This is a genomic window from Aquamicrobium ahrensii (genome assembly GCF_040545755.1).
In the GTDB taxonomy this organism is placed as follows: Bacteria; Pseudomonadota; Alphaproteobacteria; order Rhizobiales; family Rhizobiaceae; genus Mesorhizobium; species Mesorhizobium ahrensii.
The window spans coordinates 43220-60000 of sequence record NZ_JBEPMN010000012.1 but is presented as its reverse complement, the minus strand read 5'-3'; the positions used below and the strand labels follow the sequence as shown (position 1 = coordinate 60000).

Below are 16781 nucleotides of genomic sequence, written 5' to 3'. Positions count from 1 at the left end.
AGGCTGGACTTCGGTTCGGCTCGCCGCTGTGGTTTCCAAGTATCGTTATTAGGTAACTTACCCTGAATACATAGGGGTAAAGTGGCGAACGCGGGGAACTGAAACATCTAAGTACCCGTAGGAAAGGACATCAACAGAGACTCCGCTAGTAGTGGCGAGCGAACGCGGACCAGGCCAGTGGCTTATGTGAGACAAGCAGAACCTTCTGGAAAGGAGGGCCGTAGTGGGTGACAGCCCCGTATGCGTAATGCGAACATAAGTCCTTGAGTAGGGCGGGACACGTGAAATCCTGTCTGAACATGGGGAGACCACTCTCCAAGCCTAAGTACTCGTGCATGACCGATAGCGAACTAGTACCGTGAGGGAAAGGTGAAAAGCACCCCGACAAGGGGAGTGAAAGAGTACCTGAAACCGGTTGCCTACAAACAGTAGGAGCCCAAGGTTCGTCCTGGGTGACTACGTACCTTTTGTATAATGGGTCAGCGACTTAGTGTGTCGAGCAAGCTTAAGCCGGTAGGTGTAGGCGCAGCGAAAGCGAGTCTGAACAGGGCGTTCAGTTCGACGCATTAGACCCGAAACCGAGTGATCTAGCCATGAGCAGGTTGAAGGTAAGGTAACACTTACTGGAGGACCGAACCCATAACTGTTGCAATAGTTTGGGATGACTTGTGGCTAGGGGTGAAAGGCCAATCAAACTCGGAAATAGCTGGTTCTCCGCGAAATCTATTTAGGTAGAGCGTCGACCGAATACCCCCGGGGGTAGAGCACTGGATGGGCTATGGGGACTCACCGTCTTACTGATCCTAACCAAACTCCGAATACCGGGGAGTACTAGTCGGCAGACACACGGCGGGTGCTAACGTCCGTCGTGGAAAGGGAAACAACCCTGACCTACAGCTAAGGTCCCCAAGTTATGGCTAAGTGGGAAAGGATGTGAGGATCCCAAAACAACCAGGATGTTGGCTTAGAAGCAGCCATCATTTAAAGAAAGCGTAACAGCTCACTGGTCTAAATAAGGGTCTTTGCGCCGAAAATGTAACGGGGCTCAAGCCATACACCGAAGCTTAGGGTTCGTCGCAAGACGAGCGGTAGCGGAGCGTTCTGTAAGCTGATGAAGCCGCACCCGTGAGGGGCGGTGGAGGTATCAGAAGTGCGAATGCTGACATGAGTAACGTAAGGGGAGTGAGAGACTCCCCCGCCGAAAGTCCAAGGGTTCCTGCTTAAAGTTAATCTGAGCAGGGTTAGCCGGCCCCTAAGGCGAGGCCGAAAGGCGTAGTCGATGGGAATCACGTTAATATTCGTGAGCCTGGAGGTAGTGACGGATCGCGTGTATTGTCAGGTCTTATCGGATTGATCTGGCAGTGAAGCGGTCCCGGGAAATAGCTCCTCCTTATAGCCCGTACCCGAAACCGACACTGGTGGACTGGTAGAGTATACCAAGGCGCTTGAGAGAACTATGCTGAAGGAACTCGGCAAATTGCACGCGTAACTTCGGAAGAAGCGTGACCCTTTTGCGGGCAACCGTAAGAGGGTGGCACAGACCAGGGGGTAGCGACTGTTTATCAAAAACACAGGGCTCTGCGAAGCCGCAAGGCGACGTATAGGGTCTGACGCCTGCCCGGTGCCGGAAGGTTAAGAGGAGAGGTGCAAGCTTTGAATCGAAGCCCCGGTAAACGGCGGCCGTAACTATAACGGTCCTAAGGTAGCGAAATTCCTTGTCGGGTAAGTTCCGACCTGCACGAATGGCGTAACGACTTCCCCGCTGTCTCCAGCATAGACTCAGTGAAATTGAATTCCCCGTGAAGATGCGGGGTTCCTGCGGTTAGACGGAAAGACCCCGTGCACCTTTACTATAGCTTTACATTGGCATTCGTAGTGACATGTGTAGGATAGGTGGTAGGCTTTGAAGCCAGGGCGCCAGCCTTGGTGGAGCCACCCTTGAAATACCACCCTTATTACTATGGATGTCTAACCGCGGCCCGTTATCCGGGTCCGGGACAATGTATGGTGGGTAGTTTGACTGGGGCGGTCGCCTCCTAAAGAGTAACGGAGGCGCGCGATGGTGGGCTCAGAACGGTCGGAAATCGTTCGCTGAGTGCAATGGCATAAGCCTGCCTGACTGCGAGACTGACAAGTCGAGCAGAGACGAAAGTCGGTCATAGTGATCCGGTGGTCCCGCGTGGAAGGGCCATCGCTCAACGGATAAAAGGTACGCCGGGGATAACAGGCTGATGACCCCCAAGAGTCCATATCGACGGGGTTGTTTGGCACCTCGATGTCGACTCATCGCATCCTGGGGCTGGAGCAGGTCCCAAGGGTATGGCTGTTCGCCATTTAAAGCGGTACGTGAGTTGGGTTCAGAACGTCGTGAGACAGTTCGGTCCCTATCTGCCGTGGGTGTAGGAATATTGACAGGATCTGTCCCTAGTACGAGAGGACCGGGATGGACGTATCTCTGGTGGACCTGTTGTGGCGCCAGCCGCATAGCAGGGTAGCTATATACGGACGGGATAACCGCTGAAGGCATCTAAGCGGGAAACCCACCTGGAAACGAGTATTCCCTGAGAACCGTGGAAGACGACCACGTTGATAGGCCGGGTGTGGAAGAGCGGCAACGCTTGAAGCTTACCGGTACTAATAGTTCGATAGGCTTGATCGTTCTCATTCCTTATGTTCATCAAACCCAGCGCTAACGCATGAGCGGCCCTTCGGGCCTATGCTCCGCGAGAGCGCCGGAAAACCGGCGACGCGCAGTCGCGCTTGCGGGCCTTGCCCGAAGCGGCAGACCTCGCTCGCTAACAACATCAGCACAAAACAGCTTCTCAGATAACATGCGCTTTGCCGACCTGGTGGTCATGGCGGGGCGGCTGCACCCGTTCCCATTCCGAACACGGCCGTGAAACGCCCCTGCGCCGATGGTACTTCGTCTAAAGACGCGGGAGAGTAGGTCGCTGCCAGGTCTGCAAAACGCATGAAAATCTTCTCCAGATCACACAGAACAGAACAATTTACTGATTGAAACGCCGCCCTTTGGGGCGGCGTTTTGCGTTGTGGGCACGATCCGGTGGTTTCGCCCCCACCCTGCGGGGAAGTGAAGGCAAATCAATTTGCCATTTAACACCGAAACCGTGCGGCCCTTTGTTTGAGGCGTACGGGGTGACAGACCGGTGCTTATTTCCTACAGAGAAAGCTCACCAAGGGGAGCCCCGGCAAGGGGCTGAGAGACCGCTGGCGCCAGCAGCGCGGTGACCCTTCGAACCTGATCCGGATCATGCCGGCGAAGGGATGGCGATTGTCAATGCTGTCTTTCGTCGGTCTCCTTGCGAGGCCGCTCATGCCTGAAACCAGTTTGAACAAGCGGTCTCGCTGCCCTCCACGTAAGGACAGCAAGATGACAGAACGCCCCAGCGAAATGCTCCGGCTTGAAAGCGGGTCGCTCTGGATGAAAGCCATCGGGTGCAGTTTCGGTCGGGAATTGTTCGCGGGCGAAATGCCGACCGAACTGATGGTATCTTCCCACCTGGCGCAGGACCATCACTTTCCCGACAGCTCCCTGAGCCTGGTTCATGCCCAATGAATAGACCACCTGCGTACGGAACTGGATCGTACTGGCCCAGCCGAACCGGAAAACAGCCGGGATTTCTTTTGATGGCCGGCGAGGCTGGAACCGGCCTTTTTCAACGTAACTACCGGAAGGGAGAGTGAAGATGGACGTTTTCGAACGGTTGAAGTTGGCGGCGGAGGTCGACTGGAGGAGCTATGTCGAGCACAAATTCGTTCAGCAACTTGGGGAGGGCACGTTGCCGCAAGAAGCCTTCCGCGCCTATCTGGTGCAGGATTATCTGTTCTTGATCCAGTTCTCGCGCGCCTGGGCTCTGGCGGCGTACAAGAGCCGCACCATCCCTGAGATCAGAGCGGCGCAGGCGGGCCTGGCTGGCATACTCGACGAGACCGAGTTGCATGTGCGGCTGTGCGGGCGCTGGGGACTTTCGCCGGAACAGCTCCATTCAGTGCAGGAGCATCAGGCGACCGTAGCCTATACCCGTTTCGTGCTCGATTGCGGCGCTGCAGGTGATCTGCTCGACCTGCATGTCGCGCTCGCCCCTTGCGTCATCGGCTATGCCGAGATTGGTAAAGCGCTCGCTCCGCAGGGCGTCGAGGCGCTGGGGGACCATCCTTATCGCGAGTGGATCGGCGAATATGCAGGCGAAGCGTTCCAGCAACTCGCCATCGGTTCGCGCAAGCTGCTTGACGATCTGGCTGCGCGCTCGATGACGGAACGCCGCTTCGGCGAACTGGCCATTCTGTTCGGCAAGGCCGCGCGACTGGAAGCGGATTTCTGGCAAATGGGGCTGGATGCCGTCGCCGGATAGGGCAAAAAAGGCGACATTGGCGGACCGGAAATGTAGCCGTTTTTGATTGTTCCGACGCACGTCCAAAGTGTCAGAAGACCCTTGCGCCCCTGAATGGATGCGGAGCGCCATAATGAAGAAACCTCCCCGGCTGCACCCCGACCGGGGAGGTTTTCATGTTGGGTGCTTGTTCAAGCGATTCCGGCCCGCCTTTACAGGATGACCACCTTGGAGCCGGGGCGCACGCGCTGGTAAAGGTCGACGACATCCATGTTGAGCATGCGGATGCAGCCGGCCGACACGGCCTTGCCGATGCTGGTGGGCTGGGTTGTTCCGTGAATGCGGTAGTAAGTATCCTTGCCATCCTTGAACAGGTAGAGCGCCCGGGCGCCCAGCGGGTTGCCGGGGCCGCCTTCGACGCCGTTCTCATATTTCTTGTACTGCTCGGGAGCGCGGGCGATCATGGAGTCGGTGGGACGCCAGCGCGGCCACTCCTGCTTCCATGCGAGATCCGTCACGCCGCTGAAGCCGCGACCGGCTGCGCCAACACCAACGCCGTAGCGCAACGCCTTGCCGTTGGCCTGCACGAGATAAAGAAAACGGTTGGCCGGATCGACGACGATCGTGCCCGGCGCGTGGTCGCTCCGATAGTCGACCATCTGGCGGTGATATTTCTCCGGAATAGCCGACAGATCCTCATTTGGCAGCGGAAAGCGCTCATTCGGGCGCGGGCCAAGACGGGGCGGCGTAACCGGGGACCGGGCCTGTTCGATGGAGGCAGGCGTCACCGCGGGCGCAGGAGGCGTGGGCTGCAATCCCGGCGGCGTCGCTATCTCCGAAGAGGTGGTGGTGCAGGCAGCCAACCCCATGCAGGCAAGGAGCGCCAGTACCGTCAAAGCGCGTCGTGCCGGCCCGTCCGTTGCGTCGGTCATTGCCTGAAATCCTTCGTGTCAGTTGCTGTCGCGCTCACGCGCGTCGGAAATAACCTGCCTGAAGCCGGCCTCGTCGAGCGCGGAGGCGACGAGAAAGGGGCCGATCAGGAAAACCGGCGTGCCTGCAAGGCCGAGCGCGTCGGCCTGTGCGCCATGACGGCGCAACAGTGCGGTGATCTCGGCGTCTCTGGCCTTCATGTCGCGTTCCAGCCTGACCATGTCTACCCCTGCGCCAGCCACGGCCTTACGCATCTTGTCTTCCGGCACCCTGCCACCCTCGATGGTCATCATGGCATGATGAGCATCGCTGTACTTGCCCTGATAGTGGGCCGCCAGAGCCAGCTTCGCGCCGTAAATTGAGGCGGAGCTGAGGATCGGCCAGTCCTTGTAGACGAGGCGGACCTCGCCATCCTGTTTCACGGCCTTGTTCAGCGGTCCCATGGTCTTCTTGCAGAAAGGGCAGTTGTAGTCGAAGAAATAGACGATAGTGACATCGCCCCTGGCGTTGCCGGCTTGCGGGTCGGCCGGGTCGTTCAGGATCATCTCGGTGCTGAGGCCGTCTTCTTCGGAGGCCCGGGCGTCTGTGATCCAGCCGGGCGCGGCCGCCAGCGCAAGCAGACCCAGCGCTGCGCGTCGGCTGAGGGGCGCTGCGCCATAGGCTTCACGGGAACGGGTGTTTGCGAATTGCTGCATGATCCGCGGTGGGTTTGTCGACATGGCAGGCGGCCTCGATTTCAAATGATCGGGCCGACAGGGTTTCGTGGACCTTAAGGCAGGCTTAACCGCGAAAGAAAAGACCACGATAGCTTAAAAATTGCGGTGTTGCCGGCAGCGCACAGCTGCCGCTTGGGCAAGTGGCGGCATTTTCTTAAGTTTGCCTTAAGGCCCCGGCATGAGGCAATGAAGCTTTCGCGTCACCTGCCGGCAGGTGGCGCGGCGAACGGAGAAAAGTCCGATGCGTTCCCTGCGAACCCGACTCTTCGCAATATTGATTCTGATCACCGGGCTGGTGTGGCTGTCGGCCGTGGCATGGATATTCCTTTCCACCGGCGCGCAGCTTGAACGCGTGCTCGATGCGCGACTGATGGAAGCGGCGCGCATGGTGAACTCGATGGTCACAAGACGGGCGCTGGGCACAGGCGGAGAGATCGCGGTTCCCCGAATCGAGATGGAGCCGCATGAAGCCTATAACCGCCAGCTTTCCTGCCAGATCTGGTCGCTGGACGGCGCGCTGATCAGTCAGTCCGAAGGCGCACCGGAGGCCAGGCTGTCGGAGCATGCGGAAGGCTTCTCCAACACCGTCCTCAATGGCGAGACCTGGAGGGTCTATACGGTAGACAACCCGGAAGCGGGCGTGCGGGTCATGGTCGGCGATCGCGTCCATTTCCGTGATCATCTGGTCAACAGCGTCGTTTTCGGCTTGCTGTTGCCGGCGTTGCTCATCCTGCCGGTGCTGGCCGGTCTTATCTGGCTGAGCGTTGGGCGCGGGCTGACGCCGCTCAGCCGCATTGCCGGAGAACTGTCACTGCGGCCCGCATCCGATCTGCACCCCATCGAAGCCGACGGCGCGGTCAGTGAATTGCAGCCGGTGGTGAAGTCGCTCAACGCACTGTTCCGGCGCGTTTCGGAAGCACGCGAGCGAGAGCGGGACTTTATTGCCTACGCCGCTCACGAACTGCGCACACCTATGGCAGGGCTGAAGACACAGGCCCAGATCGCGCTTGCATCGGAAGAGCCCGCGATCCGGCAGAACGCGCTTTCCCAGATCGTGGTGGGCGTCGACCGGACAGGCCGGCTGGTGCGGCAGTTGCTGGATGTCGCATCGCTTGAAAGCGGTGCCGCTTCGGTAATGGAAGACCAGCTCAATGCGGGGCAGATACTGACATCCGTGGCCGACGACCTCACTGCCCATCAGGGCGGCGCAGTCCTTATCGATCCGGCTTTGCACGCCCTTCAGTTGAGCATGCCGGCGGAGCTTTTCCGGCTGGCTGCGCGCAACCTGATCGAAAACGCCTTGCACCACTCGCCCGAGGGGGGAAATGTCGCCTGCGGTTTTTCGGAAGCGGAGGGCGAAGTGGCCATCTGGATCGAGGATGAAGGGCCGGGTATTCCCAACGAAGAACTGGCGCGCGTGACGGAACGGTTCTTCCGGGGCCGCTTTCGCTCCGCCGTGGGAAGCGGGCTGGGTCTGAGCATTGTCGAAACGGCGCTGGTCCGCGCCGGTGCGAGACTGGAATTGCGCAACCGCAGGGAGGGCGGGCTGGCCGCAGGCATCGTCATTCCCGCGCGCAGCGCGCGGATGCTGGCGGCCGCTGCGTGATCCGGGGCATTGTCCGCTTCTCGCCGGATCGGGTCGCGCTCCAGCACGAACTGCCCCAAGCTTTATTCCTGCAATTTCCGGATACCCGTCAGCAGCGCCTCGCGCGAGATTTCTCCCATGTGGACAGCGCGTAGGCGTCCGTCCGCGCCGACGAACAGGGTCGCCGGCAGGCCGGGCGTGGTGTAATGGCGCGAGAAGCGACTGAGCCCGTCGAGCAGCACTGGATCAAGGCTCAGCCCCTCCCGTTCGAGATAGGACCGCACGGCTCCCTCGTTTTCACCCTGATTGACGAACAGGAAGGCCGCATCTTCGCTGGCTGCCGCGACATCGGCCATCATCGGCATTTCGCGCCGGCAGGGCGGGCACCATGACGCCCACAGATTGACGACCATCGGCTTGCCGGAACGCGCCGAAGGGGTGATCTCGTCGCCGTTAAGCGACGTGTAGGAACCGGGCGGTAGCGGGGTCGGCGGCACGCCAGCCGTAAGCTGGATGACCAGCGTGGCCATGAAGGCGGCGGCCGCCGCCGGAAATGGCGTCCAGATCAGCAGTTTAGGATGCCTCCGCAGATACAGCACTGTGATGACCGCCACGGCCGCGACGCCCGCCTTGATCATGAAACCGCCTTGCCAGACGGCCAGCACACGCCAGGGCTCGGCGGCGAAGCTGTCGAAATGGCGGGCTATATGGCCGATGCGGGCCGCTATCAGAAAGGCCAGCGCCGCGCGCCATGACCAGCCGGCGAAGCGCTTGTCGACGGTCCGGGCAAGAAGTTCGGCCCCGCCAAGGAACGTGGCTATGGCCAGCACCGCCGCGAGACGGTCAGGCGAAAACATCAACGGCCCGATGGTGAAGGCGTTCATTCGGACAGGTCCCTATTTCCCGGCCTGAATCGCTGAAGCCACCAGTGCATTGAGGTCGACCTCACCCACCAGTCGTGTGCGCTCGACCTCGGCCATGTCGGTTCCAAAGAAGATCATCGTCGGCGGGCCGATCACGGCGAGGTCGCGCATGAGCGATCGGTTGGCCTCGTTGAGCCGCGACAGATCGACCTTGATGCGGCGAAAGCCGGAGAGGCTCTCGGCGACCTGTGGGGCCGGCAGCACGTCGCGCTCGATGGCGGCGCAGGTCACGCACCAGTCGGCGGTGAAATAGACCAGCGTGGGATGCTTTTCGGAGGCGGCGGTGGTCAATACGCCTTCCAGTTCCGATACGGAGGAAACACCGGCGAAATCGGGCGTGGCGATTTGCGCGCTTCCTCGCGCAAGGTTGAAATGCGCCAGCGGGCGGGCCGGATCGCCGCCGCCGGATGCGGCTCCCACGCCGAGGATCAGCGCATACAGCGCCAATGCCAATCCAGCGCCCTTGCACAGGCGGCGGCCGGCCGTCGTATCGTCGCCCGGAGCGTCGAAAGCGCCGATGAAGACGGCGGCGGTTATGGCCAGAACGGCCCACAGCGCCAGCGTCACGGGCGGCGGCAGCAGGCGCGAGGCCATCCACACCGCCATTCCAAGCAGCATGAAGCCGAAGACATATTTCACATACTCCATCCAGCCGCCCGCTTTCGGCAGGGCGCGGCTGCCGAAAGCGCCGAAGGCGATCAGCGGCAGGCCTTGCCCAAGCCCCAGCGCAAACAAGGCGGCTGCGCCGAGCACGGCGTCGCCGCTCTGGGCGATGTAGAGGAGAGCGGCGGCCAGCGGAGCGGTGACGCAGGGACCGACGATCAGCGCCGAGGTGAAGCCGATGGCCGCCGCCCCGCCCAGGGAACCGCGCCGGCCGCCGCCGGCGCCTGCGATACGATTGATCCATGCGGATGGAAGCTGGATTTCGAACAGGCCGAACATGGACAGGGCGAGGATAAGGAAGATCGCTGCGACGGTGCCGACCGCATAGGGCGACTGCAGCGCGATCTGCAGGTTCTGGCCGGACCATGCGGCGGCGACGCCAAGCAAGCCGAAAGCCGCCGCCATGGCCAGCACATAGGCCAGCGACAGGGCAAAGCTACGGCGGGGCCCAAGCGATTCGCCTGAGCGGGCGAGCGTGGCGCTCAGGATCGGATACATGGGCAGAACGCACGGGGTGAAGGCGAGCAGAAGCCCGAAAATGAGGAAGCTGCCCACCACCCAAAGCGCGCCGCCATCGGCTAGCAGCGAGGCGACCAGCCCCCCCGAAGCCGCTTCCTGCGAGATTCTGAAACCGGAGGCCGGTGTTTCGGCTGACTGCGCTGGCGTTTGAGATGGTTGCGTCGCATCGGCAAACAGGCCGAAGCCTAAGCCAGCCGTCCTGATTTCCAGCGTGTCGAGGTTCACCCTGCGGGTCTCGGGCGGGTAGCAGATCGAATCTTTCTTGCAGCCTTGATAGGTGAGCAGGATTTCGGACGCCGAGCCTGCTGCAAGGCTTGCCTGCGCCTTGTCGTAATAGACTTCCGAGACGCCGAAATTCGGATCGTCTTCCCTGGTCCCCTCAGCCGTTTCCAGCGACACCGGCGTGTCCCCGTCGGCTGCTTTCGCCTCGATATGGTCACGGTAGAGATAATAGCCTTCGGCGATCTTCCATTCGAAAATGACGCCACCTTGCGGCGCGGGAACGGCTTTCAGGCGGAACGCCTCGTCGGCCTGAAGCAGGTCGGGCTGCTGCGCGGCGGCAGGCAAAAGACCGACAAGGAGCAGCAGGGCGCAGACGGCGGGCAGGATTTTTCTCAACGTGTCGTTCTCTTGCTGGCGCGCCGGTTCAGGCGGCAAAGGGCTTCAGGCGGGCGACAAGGTTTTCGGTGGGAAAGTTGCCGAGCGAGCGGGTGCCTTCATGTTCGCGTCCGCTGGCTGCATCGACTATGAAAACCGTGGGTGGGCCGTCCACCTTCAAATGCTGCAACAGGGCGCGGTTATCGGCAGTCATGACGGTGACGTCGATCCTGACAAGGCCGAAACTCCGCATCAGTTCCGCCACGCGCCTGTCGGGCAGGATCTTGCTGTCGATGACCTTGCAGAAGGCGCACCATTCCGCGCCGACATCGACAAGCGCCTTCGCCCTAGTTTGCGCCAGATCGGCAAGCGCGGCCCGATATTGGGGAACGCTTTCGACCAGATAGGTCGAGGCAGGCGAGGGGGTGGCGAAAACGCCCGCGCCCGCGAGCACGGGCAGGCCGAGCAGAAATGTGCGGCGGTTCACCGGTTGCGCGGCGAGGGTGGCCGGTTTCGGGCCCGCATCGTCAGGAAGGAACCTGTCCTGCATGGAACGTCTCTCCTTGCGCGCAGACGGAGTATGGGTCCGCGTTTGGCAATTCACTTCGTACGGGAATGCGGCTTGAAGCTTAAGTCAGGCTTAAAGCGTGACCTGACCGCGGTTCAGGGCTCCGGACCAAGCCGATAGCCAAGTCCGCGCACCGTCTCGATCAGTCCCGGTCCCAGCTTGGAGCGCAGGTGGTGAATGTGAACCTCCACCGTGTTGCTTTCCACCTCCTCCTGCCAGCCATAGAGCTTGTCTTCCAGTTGAGCCTTGGACAGGATCGCGCCCGGGCGGCTCATCAGCGCCTGAAGCAGGGTAAACTCGCGCCGCGACAAACGGATCTGCCGGCCGGCGCGTTCCGCAAGCTGGCTGGCGGGAAGAAGCGTGATGTCGCGCCAGCGCAGCTCGGCGCTGGCGCGCCCGTTGGAGCGGCGGGTGAGCGCGCGCAGCCGGGCCGCCACCTCATCCAAATCGAAGGGTTTGCCAAGATAGTCGTCGGCGCCGCTGTCGAGGCCATTGATGCGGTCGGCCACCGCATCGCGAGCGGTCAGCATGAGCACCGGCGTTTCGTCGCGGGTCCCGCGCAACGAATTGAGGATATCCAGTCCGGATCCGTCCGGCAGCATCAGGTCGAGGACGACTGCGTCATAGGTGTTTGTCTCCAGCGCCGCCATCGCGCTTTCGCAAGTGGCGACGGCGTCGGTGGTGAAGCCGGCGATGGCCAGTCCGACCTTCAGCCCATCACGCAAAATATCGTCGTCTTCAACGATGAGCAGCCGCATCTCATTGCATCCGGTTGAGCGCCCCGATTTACCCTATTGGCTTAAGCCAGCCTTAAGGAAAGGCCGGCGCGCCGCGCCGGCCTTCGTGTCTATGGTCAGTGTCCGCTATGGTCGTCGGCGTTGCCGTGGCTGCTGTGCTCGGGCTCGCCACCCATCGCATCGACCGCGAATTCGACGTCGATCTTGCCGGCCTTCTCGAAGGTCAGCGTGCCGAGGAAGCGCTCGCCCTTCTTCGGCTGCGTTTTCAGGCTCATGAACATGAGATGGTAGGAACCGGGCTTCAGCTCCACCTTTTCGCCAGGCGCGATTTCCAGCCCGTCGGGCAACTGGCGCATGGTCATGACGCCATCGTTGACGGCCATTTCATGGATTTCGCCCTTTTCCGAAATTTCCGAGGAAACGGCGATCAGCCTGTCGGCTTCCTCGCCATGGTTGGTGACGGTGAGGTAGCCGCCGGCCACCTTGGCGCCGGCGGGGGTCTCGCGCGACCAGGGATGGCCGATTTCAAGCTCGCCCAGCTTGTATTCATGTGCGGAAGCCGGCGTGGCGAGCAGGGCGAGCGGTAGCATTGCGCCAAGGGCGACGGCGGCGAAGCCGCGACGGGTGAGGATGGCGCGTGCGGGATTGTGCGTGTTGGACATGAACTGTCTCCAAAAAGAAGATGCGCAGCAGTAAAGGCGCGGAAAAATTCGTGGAATGCGGCGACCGGCGGTCGTCCGTGCTTTCAGGCCGTTGCCGGGGGCGCGCGCGGATTGGCCGGCGAGCGCCGGCGCGCGAAAGACAGGTGATCTGTTGCGCTGGCCCGGAAATCCAGGGCTTCGAAGCTGAATTTGCTTTCCAGCGCTACAGGCGCTGGCGGGTTGGCCAGAAGTGGCGCGGCGAGATTGCAGCCGAGCACGCAGCAATCCGGCAGGTGGGCCGGTTGCGAGCCGTCGGGAAGTTCGCCAATGCCCTCATGGGTACAGATGACGTTGCCGAAGGCGTCAAGCTGCAACGGCTGGGGACCTGCCGCCAGCGCAAAAGCGCCGAGCAGCGATTGCAGCGCAAGGAACCAGGCTGCGGCGAACGCCACCGCCATGTTCCATTTTCTGCGCCGTGCCTTCACCGGGGCTGTCTCCGCGTCATCTTTTCCAGACCTAGCACATCGCCGAAGCCCGGCAAGCGGCCACTTTGTCGCCGTTGCCGGTGCTTCAGAGTTTTGTCCAGGCGCCGTCATTGCGGGAAGATCGCACGCAGGCCTCGATGAAGGCCATGCCCTCGACACCGTCATGGACCGTGGGAAAGATCACATCGTGCGGCGGCGGCTGTCCGATGCGCGCGGCGCGGATCGCGGCGGCGGCTTCGCGATAGATATTGGCGAAGCCTTCAAGATAGCCTTCCGGGTGGCCGGCGGGAATGCGGGTCAGCCGGTTGGCGCTGGCGAGCGCGCCCGCTCCGCCGCGGGTCAAAAGGCGCTTCGGCTCGCCAAATGGCGTGTGCCAGAGATAATTCGGATCGGCCTGCACCCATTCCAGCCCGCCTTTCGAGCCGTAGACCCTGAGCTTCAGGCCGTTCTCATGGCCGGGCGCGACCTGGCTCGCCCACAGCATGCCCTTGGCGGCGGGGGCCGTTCCCCTGGCCTTGAAGCGCAGCAGCACGTTGAGATTGTCGTCCAGAAGGCGGCCGGGCACGAAGGCGTCCAGATCGGCGGCGAGACTGTGCAGTTCCAGCCCGGTGACGAAGCGGGCGAGATTGTAGGCATGGGTGCCGATATCGCCGGTCGCGCCGCCAGCGCCCGCCTGCTTGGGATCGGACCGCCATGAGGCCTGCTTGTTGCCGCTTGCCGATATGTCCTCGGTCAGCCAGTCCTGCGGATATTCGACCTGGACCAGACGGATATCGCCAAGCGCACCCCCGGCGACCATTTCCTGCGCTTGTCGCACCATCGGGTAGGCGGTGTAGTTGTGAGTGAGCACGAAAACCCTGCCGGTCTTCTCGACCAGTCCGGCAAGTTTCTTCGCCTCGGCCAGCGTGGTGGCCAGAGGCTTGTCGCAGATCACATGGATGCCGGCTTCGAGAAAGGCTTTCGCCGCCGGAAAGTGGTGGTTGTTGGGCGTGACGATGGCGACGGCCTCGATCCCGTCCGGCCGGTCGGCTTCGGCCTTCGCCATCGCGGCATAGGAGGCATAGGTGCGCTCCGGATCGAGCCCCAGTTCCGCCGCCGAGGCTTTTGCGCGCTCCGGATTGGAGGACAGCGCGCCGGCGACCAGCACGAACTCGCCATCCATGCGCGCGGCGATGCGATGAACGCCGCCTATGAATGCGCCCCGGCCGCCGCCGACCATGCCGTAACGGATCGGGCCTTGTTTCTTATCGTTCGCCATGCCGTCCTCCCTGTCGGATATTCATCTGGGTCAGATACCCATCATGGCGCGCAGCAGCTCGCGATCGGTCGTGCTGGCGGCGAAGTCGTCGAACGCCCTGTCGGTCACGCGGATGATGTGGTCGCGAATGAAGGGCGCGCCCTGCGCCGCGCCGTCTTCCGGGTGCTTGAGGCAGCATTCCCATTCCAGTACGGCCCAGCGATCGTAGCCATATTGCGCGAGCTTCGAAAAGATGCCCAGGAAATCGACCTGGCCATCGCCCGGCGAGCGGAAGCGGCCGGCGCGGCCCAGCCAGCCCTGATAGCCGGAATAGACGCCCTGCCGCCCGGTTGGGTTGAACTCGGCGTCCTTGACGTGAAAGGCCCGGATGCGCTCGTGATAGATGTCGATGAAGGCCAGATAGTCGAGCTGCTGCAACAGGAAATGCGAGGGGTCGTAATTGATGGCGCAGCGCTGGTGGCCGCCGACCGCATCGAGGAACATCTCGAAGGTCGCGCCGTCGAATACGTCCTCGCCCGGATGGATTTCGTAGGCGATATCGACGCCTTGCTCTTCATAGGCGTCGAGGATCGGTTTCCAACGGCGACCAAGTTCGGAAAAGGCTTCTTCCACCAGACCGGCGGGCCGCTGCGGCCACGGGTAGAGATAGGGAAAGGCGAGCGCGCCGGTGAAACTTACCGAAACGTCGAGGCCGAGATTGCGTGAGGCCTTTGCGCCGAGAAGCATCTGCCCGACCGCCCATTCCTGCCGCGCCTTCGGATTGCCGCGCACCTGTTCGGGCGCGAAGGAATCGAACTGGGCGTCATAGGCCGGATGCACGGCCACGAGCTGGCCCTGGGTATGGGTCGACAGTTCGGTGATTTCGAGGCCGGCCTGGGCGCAGACGCCCTTGATCTCGTCGCAATAATCCTTCGACGTGGCGGCGCGCTGGAGGTCGAACAGACGTGCGTCGCCGCTCGGAATCTGGATGCCCTCATAGCCAAGCCCGGCCGCCCATTTCGCGATGGAGGGGAGCGAGTTGAACGGGGCTTCATCGCCGGCGAACTGCGCCAGGAAGATTGCGGGGCCCTTCATCGTCGTCGGCATGAGTGTCTCCTTCACGTCCCGCGCCATCCATTGCGATAAGCTTGTGTTCCAGACCGGCGCGGATTTTTCAATCGGTTCATACCGCGAAACCCGATCATTCCCTAGAGGTCCGCGATGGGCTAAGAAGGGACATGGCATATATTCCCGCTTCCGACCGCTATGACAAAATGATCTACAATCGCTGCGGGCGCTCCGGTCTGAAGCTGCCGGCGATCTCGCTTGGGCTGTGGCAGAATTTCGGAGACACAACACCCCATTCCACGCGTCAGGCGCTGGTGCGCAGGGCGTTCGATCTCGGCGTGACCCATTTCGACCTCGCCAACAATTACGGCCCGCCCAAGGGCGCGGCGGAAGTGGCTTTTGGCGAGATTCTGCGCGCCGATCTTGGACCCTATCGCGACGAACTCGTCATCTCGACCAAGGCCGGCTACGATATGTGGCCTGGCCCCTATGGCGAATGGGGCAGCCGCAAATATCTGCTTGCCAGCCTCGACCAGAGCCTGAGGCGGATGGGGCTCGATTATGTCGACATCTTCTACTCGCATCGCTTCGATCCCGATACGCCGCTTGAGGAAACCTGCGGCGCGCTCGACCATGCGGTGCGGTCGGGCAAGGCGCTCTATGCCGGCATCTCTTCCTACAGTTCGCAGCGCACCCGCGAGGCGGCCGACATACTGAAGCAGATGGGCACACCCTGCCTGATCCACCAGCCCAGCTATTCCATGCTGAACCGTTGGGTGGAAGATGACGGGTTGCTCGACACGCTGGACGGGCTCGGCATAGGCTCGATCGTATTTTCACCGCTGGCGCAAGGCATGCTCACCACCAAATATCTCTCCGGCATTCCGCAGGACAGCCGCGTGAAGAAGGGCGGGCCGTTGCGCGAATCCTTCATCAACGAGGAAACGCTCGCCAATATCCGCGCGCTTAACGCCATCGCCGAACGGCGGGGGCAGACGCTTGCGCAAATGGCGCTGGCCTGGGTGTTGCGCGGTGGGCGCGTCACTTCGGCGCTGATCGGGGCCAGCCGCGTCGAGCAGATCGAGGATTGCGTGGGAGCGCTTGCGAAGCGTGATTTTTCGGACACGGAGCTTGCCGAAATCGACACTTATGCGCGCGACGCCAACATAAATCTGTGGGCGGCGTCGGCGGAGCGTGAGGGGCCGCCGCGCAAATAGTCCGGTCTTTGCCGGCCAAGGTGGCGGATGGTAGCCAGTGAGCCACATAATCACTACATAGGGGACACAAGGCGCACTGTGGCGCTGTCCCCCATGCCCGGCAGGATAAGGCAGGGCGCGGCAGGATAAGGCAGGATCATGTCGGCAAGAAGCAGTCTCACCAGGAACCAGCTCTGGGTGCTCGAAAAGCTGGAGGTCGCCGGCGCGCCGCTCAGCGCCTATACATTGCTCGACCAGCTACGAGAAAAGGGGTTCCGCGCACCCTTGCAGGTATATCGGGCGCTCGATGCGCTGGTGAAGGAGGGGCTCGTCCACCGGCTGGAAAGCCTCAACGCTTTCGTCGCCTGCGCCGAGCCGCACGACCACAGCCATTCCATGACGGCTTTCGCCATCTGCGACACCTGCGGGCAGGTGGCGGAACTGTGCGACCATGATGTCGGCCACAGACTGGAGGACTGGGTTCAGTCCACGGGCTTCGCCCCCAAACATGCGGTTATCGAGTTCCGCGGCATCTGCGAAAGCTGCCGCAGGAAGGCGGCCTGA

The 16781-nt window shown here is 61.9% G+C and carries 15 protein-coding genes, 2 rRNA genes and 1 riboswitch (1 of these 18 cut by a window edge); of the genes, 7 read left to right on the top strand and 10 right to left on the bottom strand.

Annotation, left to right across the window (positions count from 1 at the left end; genetic code table 11):
• From ABID44_RS14325 to ABID44_RS14310, 4 genes are all read left to right on the top strand, one after another.
• Positions 1 to 2659, top strand: a 23S ribosomal RNA gene (locus ABID44_RS14325); it begins 159 nt to the left of the window's first position.
• Between the two features lie 186 nt (positions 2660 to 2845).
• A 5S ribosomal RNA gene (gene rrf, locus ABID44_RS14320) occupies positions 2846 to 2960 on the top strand.
• Positions 2961 to 3187: 227 nt separating this feature from the next.
• Positions 3188 to 3303: riboswitch (TPP riboswitch) on the top strand.
• A gap of 88 nt (positions 3304 to 3391) precedes the next feature.
• A complete protein-coding gene (locus ABID44_RS14315) occupies positions 3392 to 3577 on the top strand; it encodes a TenA family protein (RefSeq protein ID WP_354152399.1) in 186 nt (61 codons plus the stop codon).
• Between the two features lie 130 nt (positions 3578 to 3707).
• On the top strand, positions 3708 to 4373 hold the full coding sequence (locus tag ABID44_RS14310) for a TenA family protein (protein WP_354152398.1): 666 nt from the start codon (positions 3708 to 3710) through the stop codon (positions 4371 to 4373).
• A 191-nt stretch (positions 4374 to 4564) separates the two neighbouring features.
• Here the strand turns inward: ABID44_RS14310 and ABID44_RS14305 are convergent, their stop codons facing one another.
• Both ABID44_RS14305 and ABID44_RS14300 read right to left on the bottom strand, forming a co-directional pair.
• On the bottom strand, positions 4565 to 5284 hold the full coding sequence (locus ABID44_RS14305; protein ID WP_354152397.1) for a L,D-transpeptidase: 720 nt from the start codon (positions 5282 to 5284) through the stop codon (positions 4565 to 4567).
• Between the two features lie 18 nt (positions 5285 to 5302).
• The gene (locus ABID44_RS14300; protein ID WP_354152396.1) at positions 5303 to 5977 is read right to left on the bottom strand and encodes a DsbA family protein; all 675 of its coding nucleotides are present in this window, start codon (positions 5975 to 5977) and stop codon (positions 5303 to 5305) included.
• Between the two features lie 262 nt (positions 5978 to 6239).
• On the opposite strand from ABID44_RS14300, the gene ABID44_RS14295 reads away from it, so the two are divergent.
• On the top strand, positions 6240 to 7604 hold the full coding sequence (locus ABID44_RS14295) for an ATP-binding protein (protein WP_354152395.1): 1365 nt from the start codon (positions 6240 to 6242) through the stop codon (positions 7602 to 7604).
• Between the two features lie 62 nt (positions 7605 to 7666).
• Here the strand turns inward: ABID44_RS14295 and ABID44_RS14290 are convergent, their stop codons facing one another.
• From ABID44_RS14290 to ABID44_RS14255, 8 genes are all read right to left on the bottom strand, one after another.
• Positions 7667 to 8467 carry a prolipoprotein diacylglyceryl transferase family protein gene (locus ABID44_RS14290; RefSeq protein ID WP_354152394.1) on the bottom strand — a complete coding sequence of 267 codons (801 nt, stop codon included), beginning with the start codon at positions 8465 to 8467 and terminating at the stop codon, positions 7667 to 7669.
• A gap of 12 nt (positions 8468 to 8479) precedes the next feature.
• Positions 8480 to 10306, bottom strand: coding sequence for a protein-disulfide reductase DsbD (gene dsbD / locus ABID44_RS14285; RefSeq protein WP_354152393.1), 1827 nt, complete (start codon positions 10304 to 10306; stop codon positions 8480 to 8482).
• A gap of 28 nt (positions 10307 to 10334) precedes the next feature.
• Positions 10335 to 10835: a thioredoxin family protein gene (locus ABID44_RS14280; protein WP_354152392.1), complete on the bottom strand. Its 501-nt coding sequence runs from the start codon at positions 10833 to 10835 to the stop codon at positions 10335 to 10337.
• Between the two features lie 113 nt (positions 10836 to 10948).
• A complete protein-coding gene (locus ABID44_RS14275; RefSeq protein WP_354152391.1) occupies positions 10949 to 11611 on the bottom strand; it encodes a response regulator in 663 nt (220 codons plus the stop codon).
• Between the two features lie 95 nt (positions 11612 to 11706).
• The gene (locus ABID44_RS14270; protein WP_378226890.1) at positions 11707 to 12252 is read right to left on the bottom strand and encodes a copper chaperone PCu(A)C; all 546 of its coding nucleotides are present in this window, start codon (positions 12250 to 12252) and stop codon (positions 11707 to 11709) included.
• 83 nt (positions 12253 to 12335) lie between these two features.
• Positions 12336 to 12716: a hypothetical protein gene (locus tag ABID44_RS14265; RefSeq protein ID WP_354152390.1), complete on the bottom strand. Its 381-nt coding sequence runs from the start codon at positions 12714 to 12716 to the stop codon at positions 12336 to 12338.
• Positions 12717 to 12801: 85 nt separating this feature from the next.
• On the bottom strand, positions 12802 to 13974 hold the full coding sequence (locus ABID44_RS14260) for a Gfo/Idh/MocA family protein (protein ID WP_354152389.1): 1173 nt from the start codon (positions 13972 to 13974) through the stop codon (positions 12802 to 12804).
• A gap of 30 nt (positions 13975 to 14004) precedes the next feature.
• The gene (locus ABID44_RS14255; protein ID WP_354152388.1) at positions 14005 to 15060 is read right to left on the bottom strand and encodes a sugar phosphate isomerase/epimerase family protein; all 1056 of its coding nucleotides are present in this window, start codon (positions 15058 to 15060) and stop codon (positions 14005 to 14007) included.
• Between the two features lie 131 nt (positions 15061 to 15191).
• Here ABID44_RS14255 and mgrA point away from each other — a divergent pair, with 131 nt between their 5' ends.
• Positions 15192 to 16238, top strand: a complete 1047-nt coding sequence (gene mgrA / locus ABID44_RS14250; RefSeq protein WP_354152387.1) for an L-glyceraldehyde 3-phosphate reductase — start codon at positions 15192 to 15194, stop codon at positions 16236 to 16238.
• Positions 16239 to 16376: 138 nt separating this feature from the next.
• On the top strand, positions 16377 to 16781 hold the full coding sequence (locus ABID44_RS14245) for a Fur family transcriptional regulator (RefSeq protein WP_354152386.1): 405 nt from the start codon (positions 16377 to 16379) through the stop codon (positions 16779 to 16781).

What these genes read in the sequence shown, in the direction of transcription:
- ABID44_RS14305 (WP_354152397.1), bottom strand. Translation starts at nt 5,284, where the DNA reads ATGACCGACGCAACGGACGGGCCGGCACGACGCGCTTTGACGGTACTG.
- ABID44_RS14295 (WP_354152395.1), top strand. Translation starts at nt 6,240, where the DNA reads ATGCGTTCCCTGCGAACCCGACTCTTCGCAATATTGATTCTGATCACC.
- ABID44_RS14310 (WP_354152398.1), top strand. Translation starts at nt 3,708, where the DNA reads ATGGACGTTTTCGAACGGTTGAAGTTGGCGGCGGAGGTCGACTGGAGG.
- mgrA (WP_354152387.1), top strand. Translation starts at nt 15,192, where the DNA reads ATGGCATATATTCCCGCTTCCGACCGCTATGACAAAATGATCTACAAT.
- ABID44_RS14290 (WP_354152394.1), bottom strand. Translation starts at nt 8,467, where the DNA reads ATGAACGCCTTCACCATCGGGCCGTTGATGTTTTCGCCTGACCGTCTC.
- ABID44_RS14260 (WP_354152389.1), bottom strand. Translation starts at nt 13,974, where the DNA reads ATGGCGAACGATAAGAAACAAGGCCCGATCCGTTACGGCATGGTCGGC.
- ABID44_RS14315 (WP_354152399.1), top strand. Translation starts at nt 3,392, where the DNA reads ATGACAGAACGCCCCAGCGAAATGCTCCGGCTTGAAAGCGGGTCGCTC.
- ABID44_RS14245 (WP_354152386.1), top strand. Translation starts at nt 16,377, where the DNA reads ATGTCGGCAAGAAGCAGTCTCACCAGGAACCAGCTCTGGGTGCTCGAA.
- ABID44_RS14275 (WP_354152391.1), bottom strand. Translation starts at nt 11,611, where the DNA reads ATGCGGCTGCTCATCGTTGAAGACGACGATATTTTGCGTGATGGGCTG.
- ABID44_RS14255 (WP_354152388.1), bottom strand. Translation starts at nt 15,060, where the DNA reads ATGCCGACGACGATGAAGGGCCCCGCAATCTTCCTGGCGCAGTTCGCC.
- ABID44_RS14280 (WP_354152392.1), bottom strand. Translation starts at nt 10,835, where the DNA reads ATGCAGGACAGGTTCCTTCCTGACGATGCGGGCCCGAAACCGGCCACC.
- ABID44_RS14300 (WP_354152396.1), bottom strand. Translation starts at nt 5,977, where the DNA reads ATGCAGCAATTCGCAAACACCCGTTCCCGTGAAGCCTATGGCGCAGCG.
- ABID44_RS14270 (WP_378226890.1), bottom strand. Translation starts at nt 12,252, where the DNA reads ATGTCCAACACGCACAATCCCGCACGCGCCATCCTCACCCGTCGCGGC.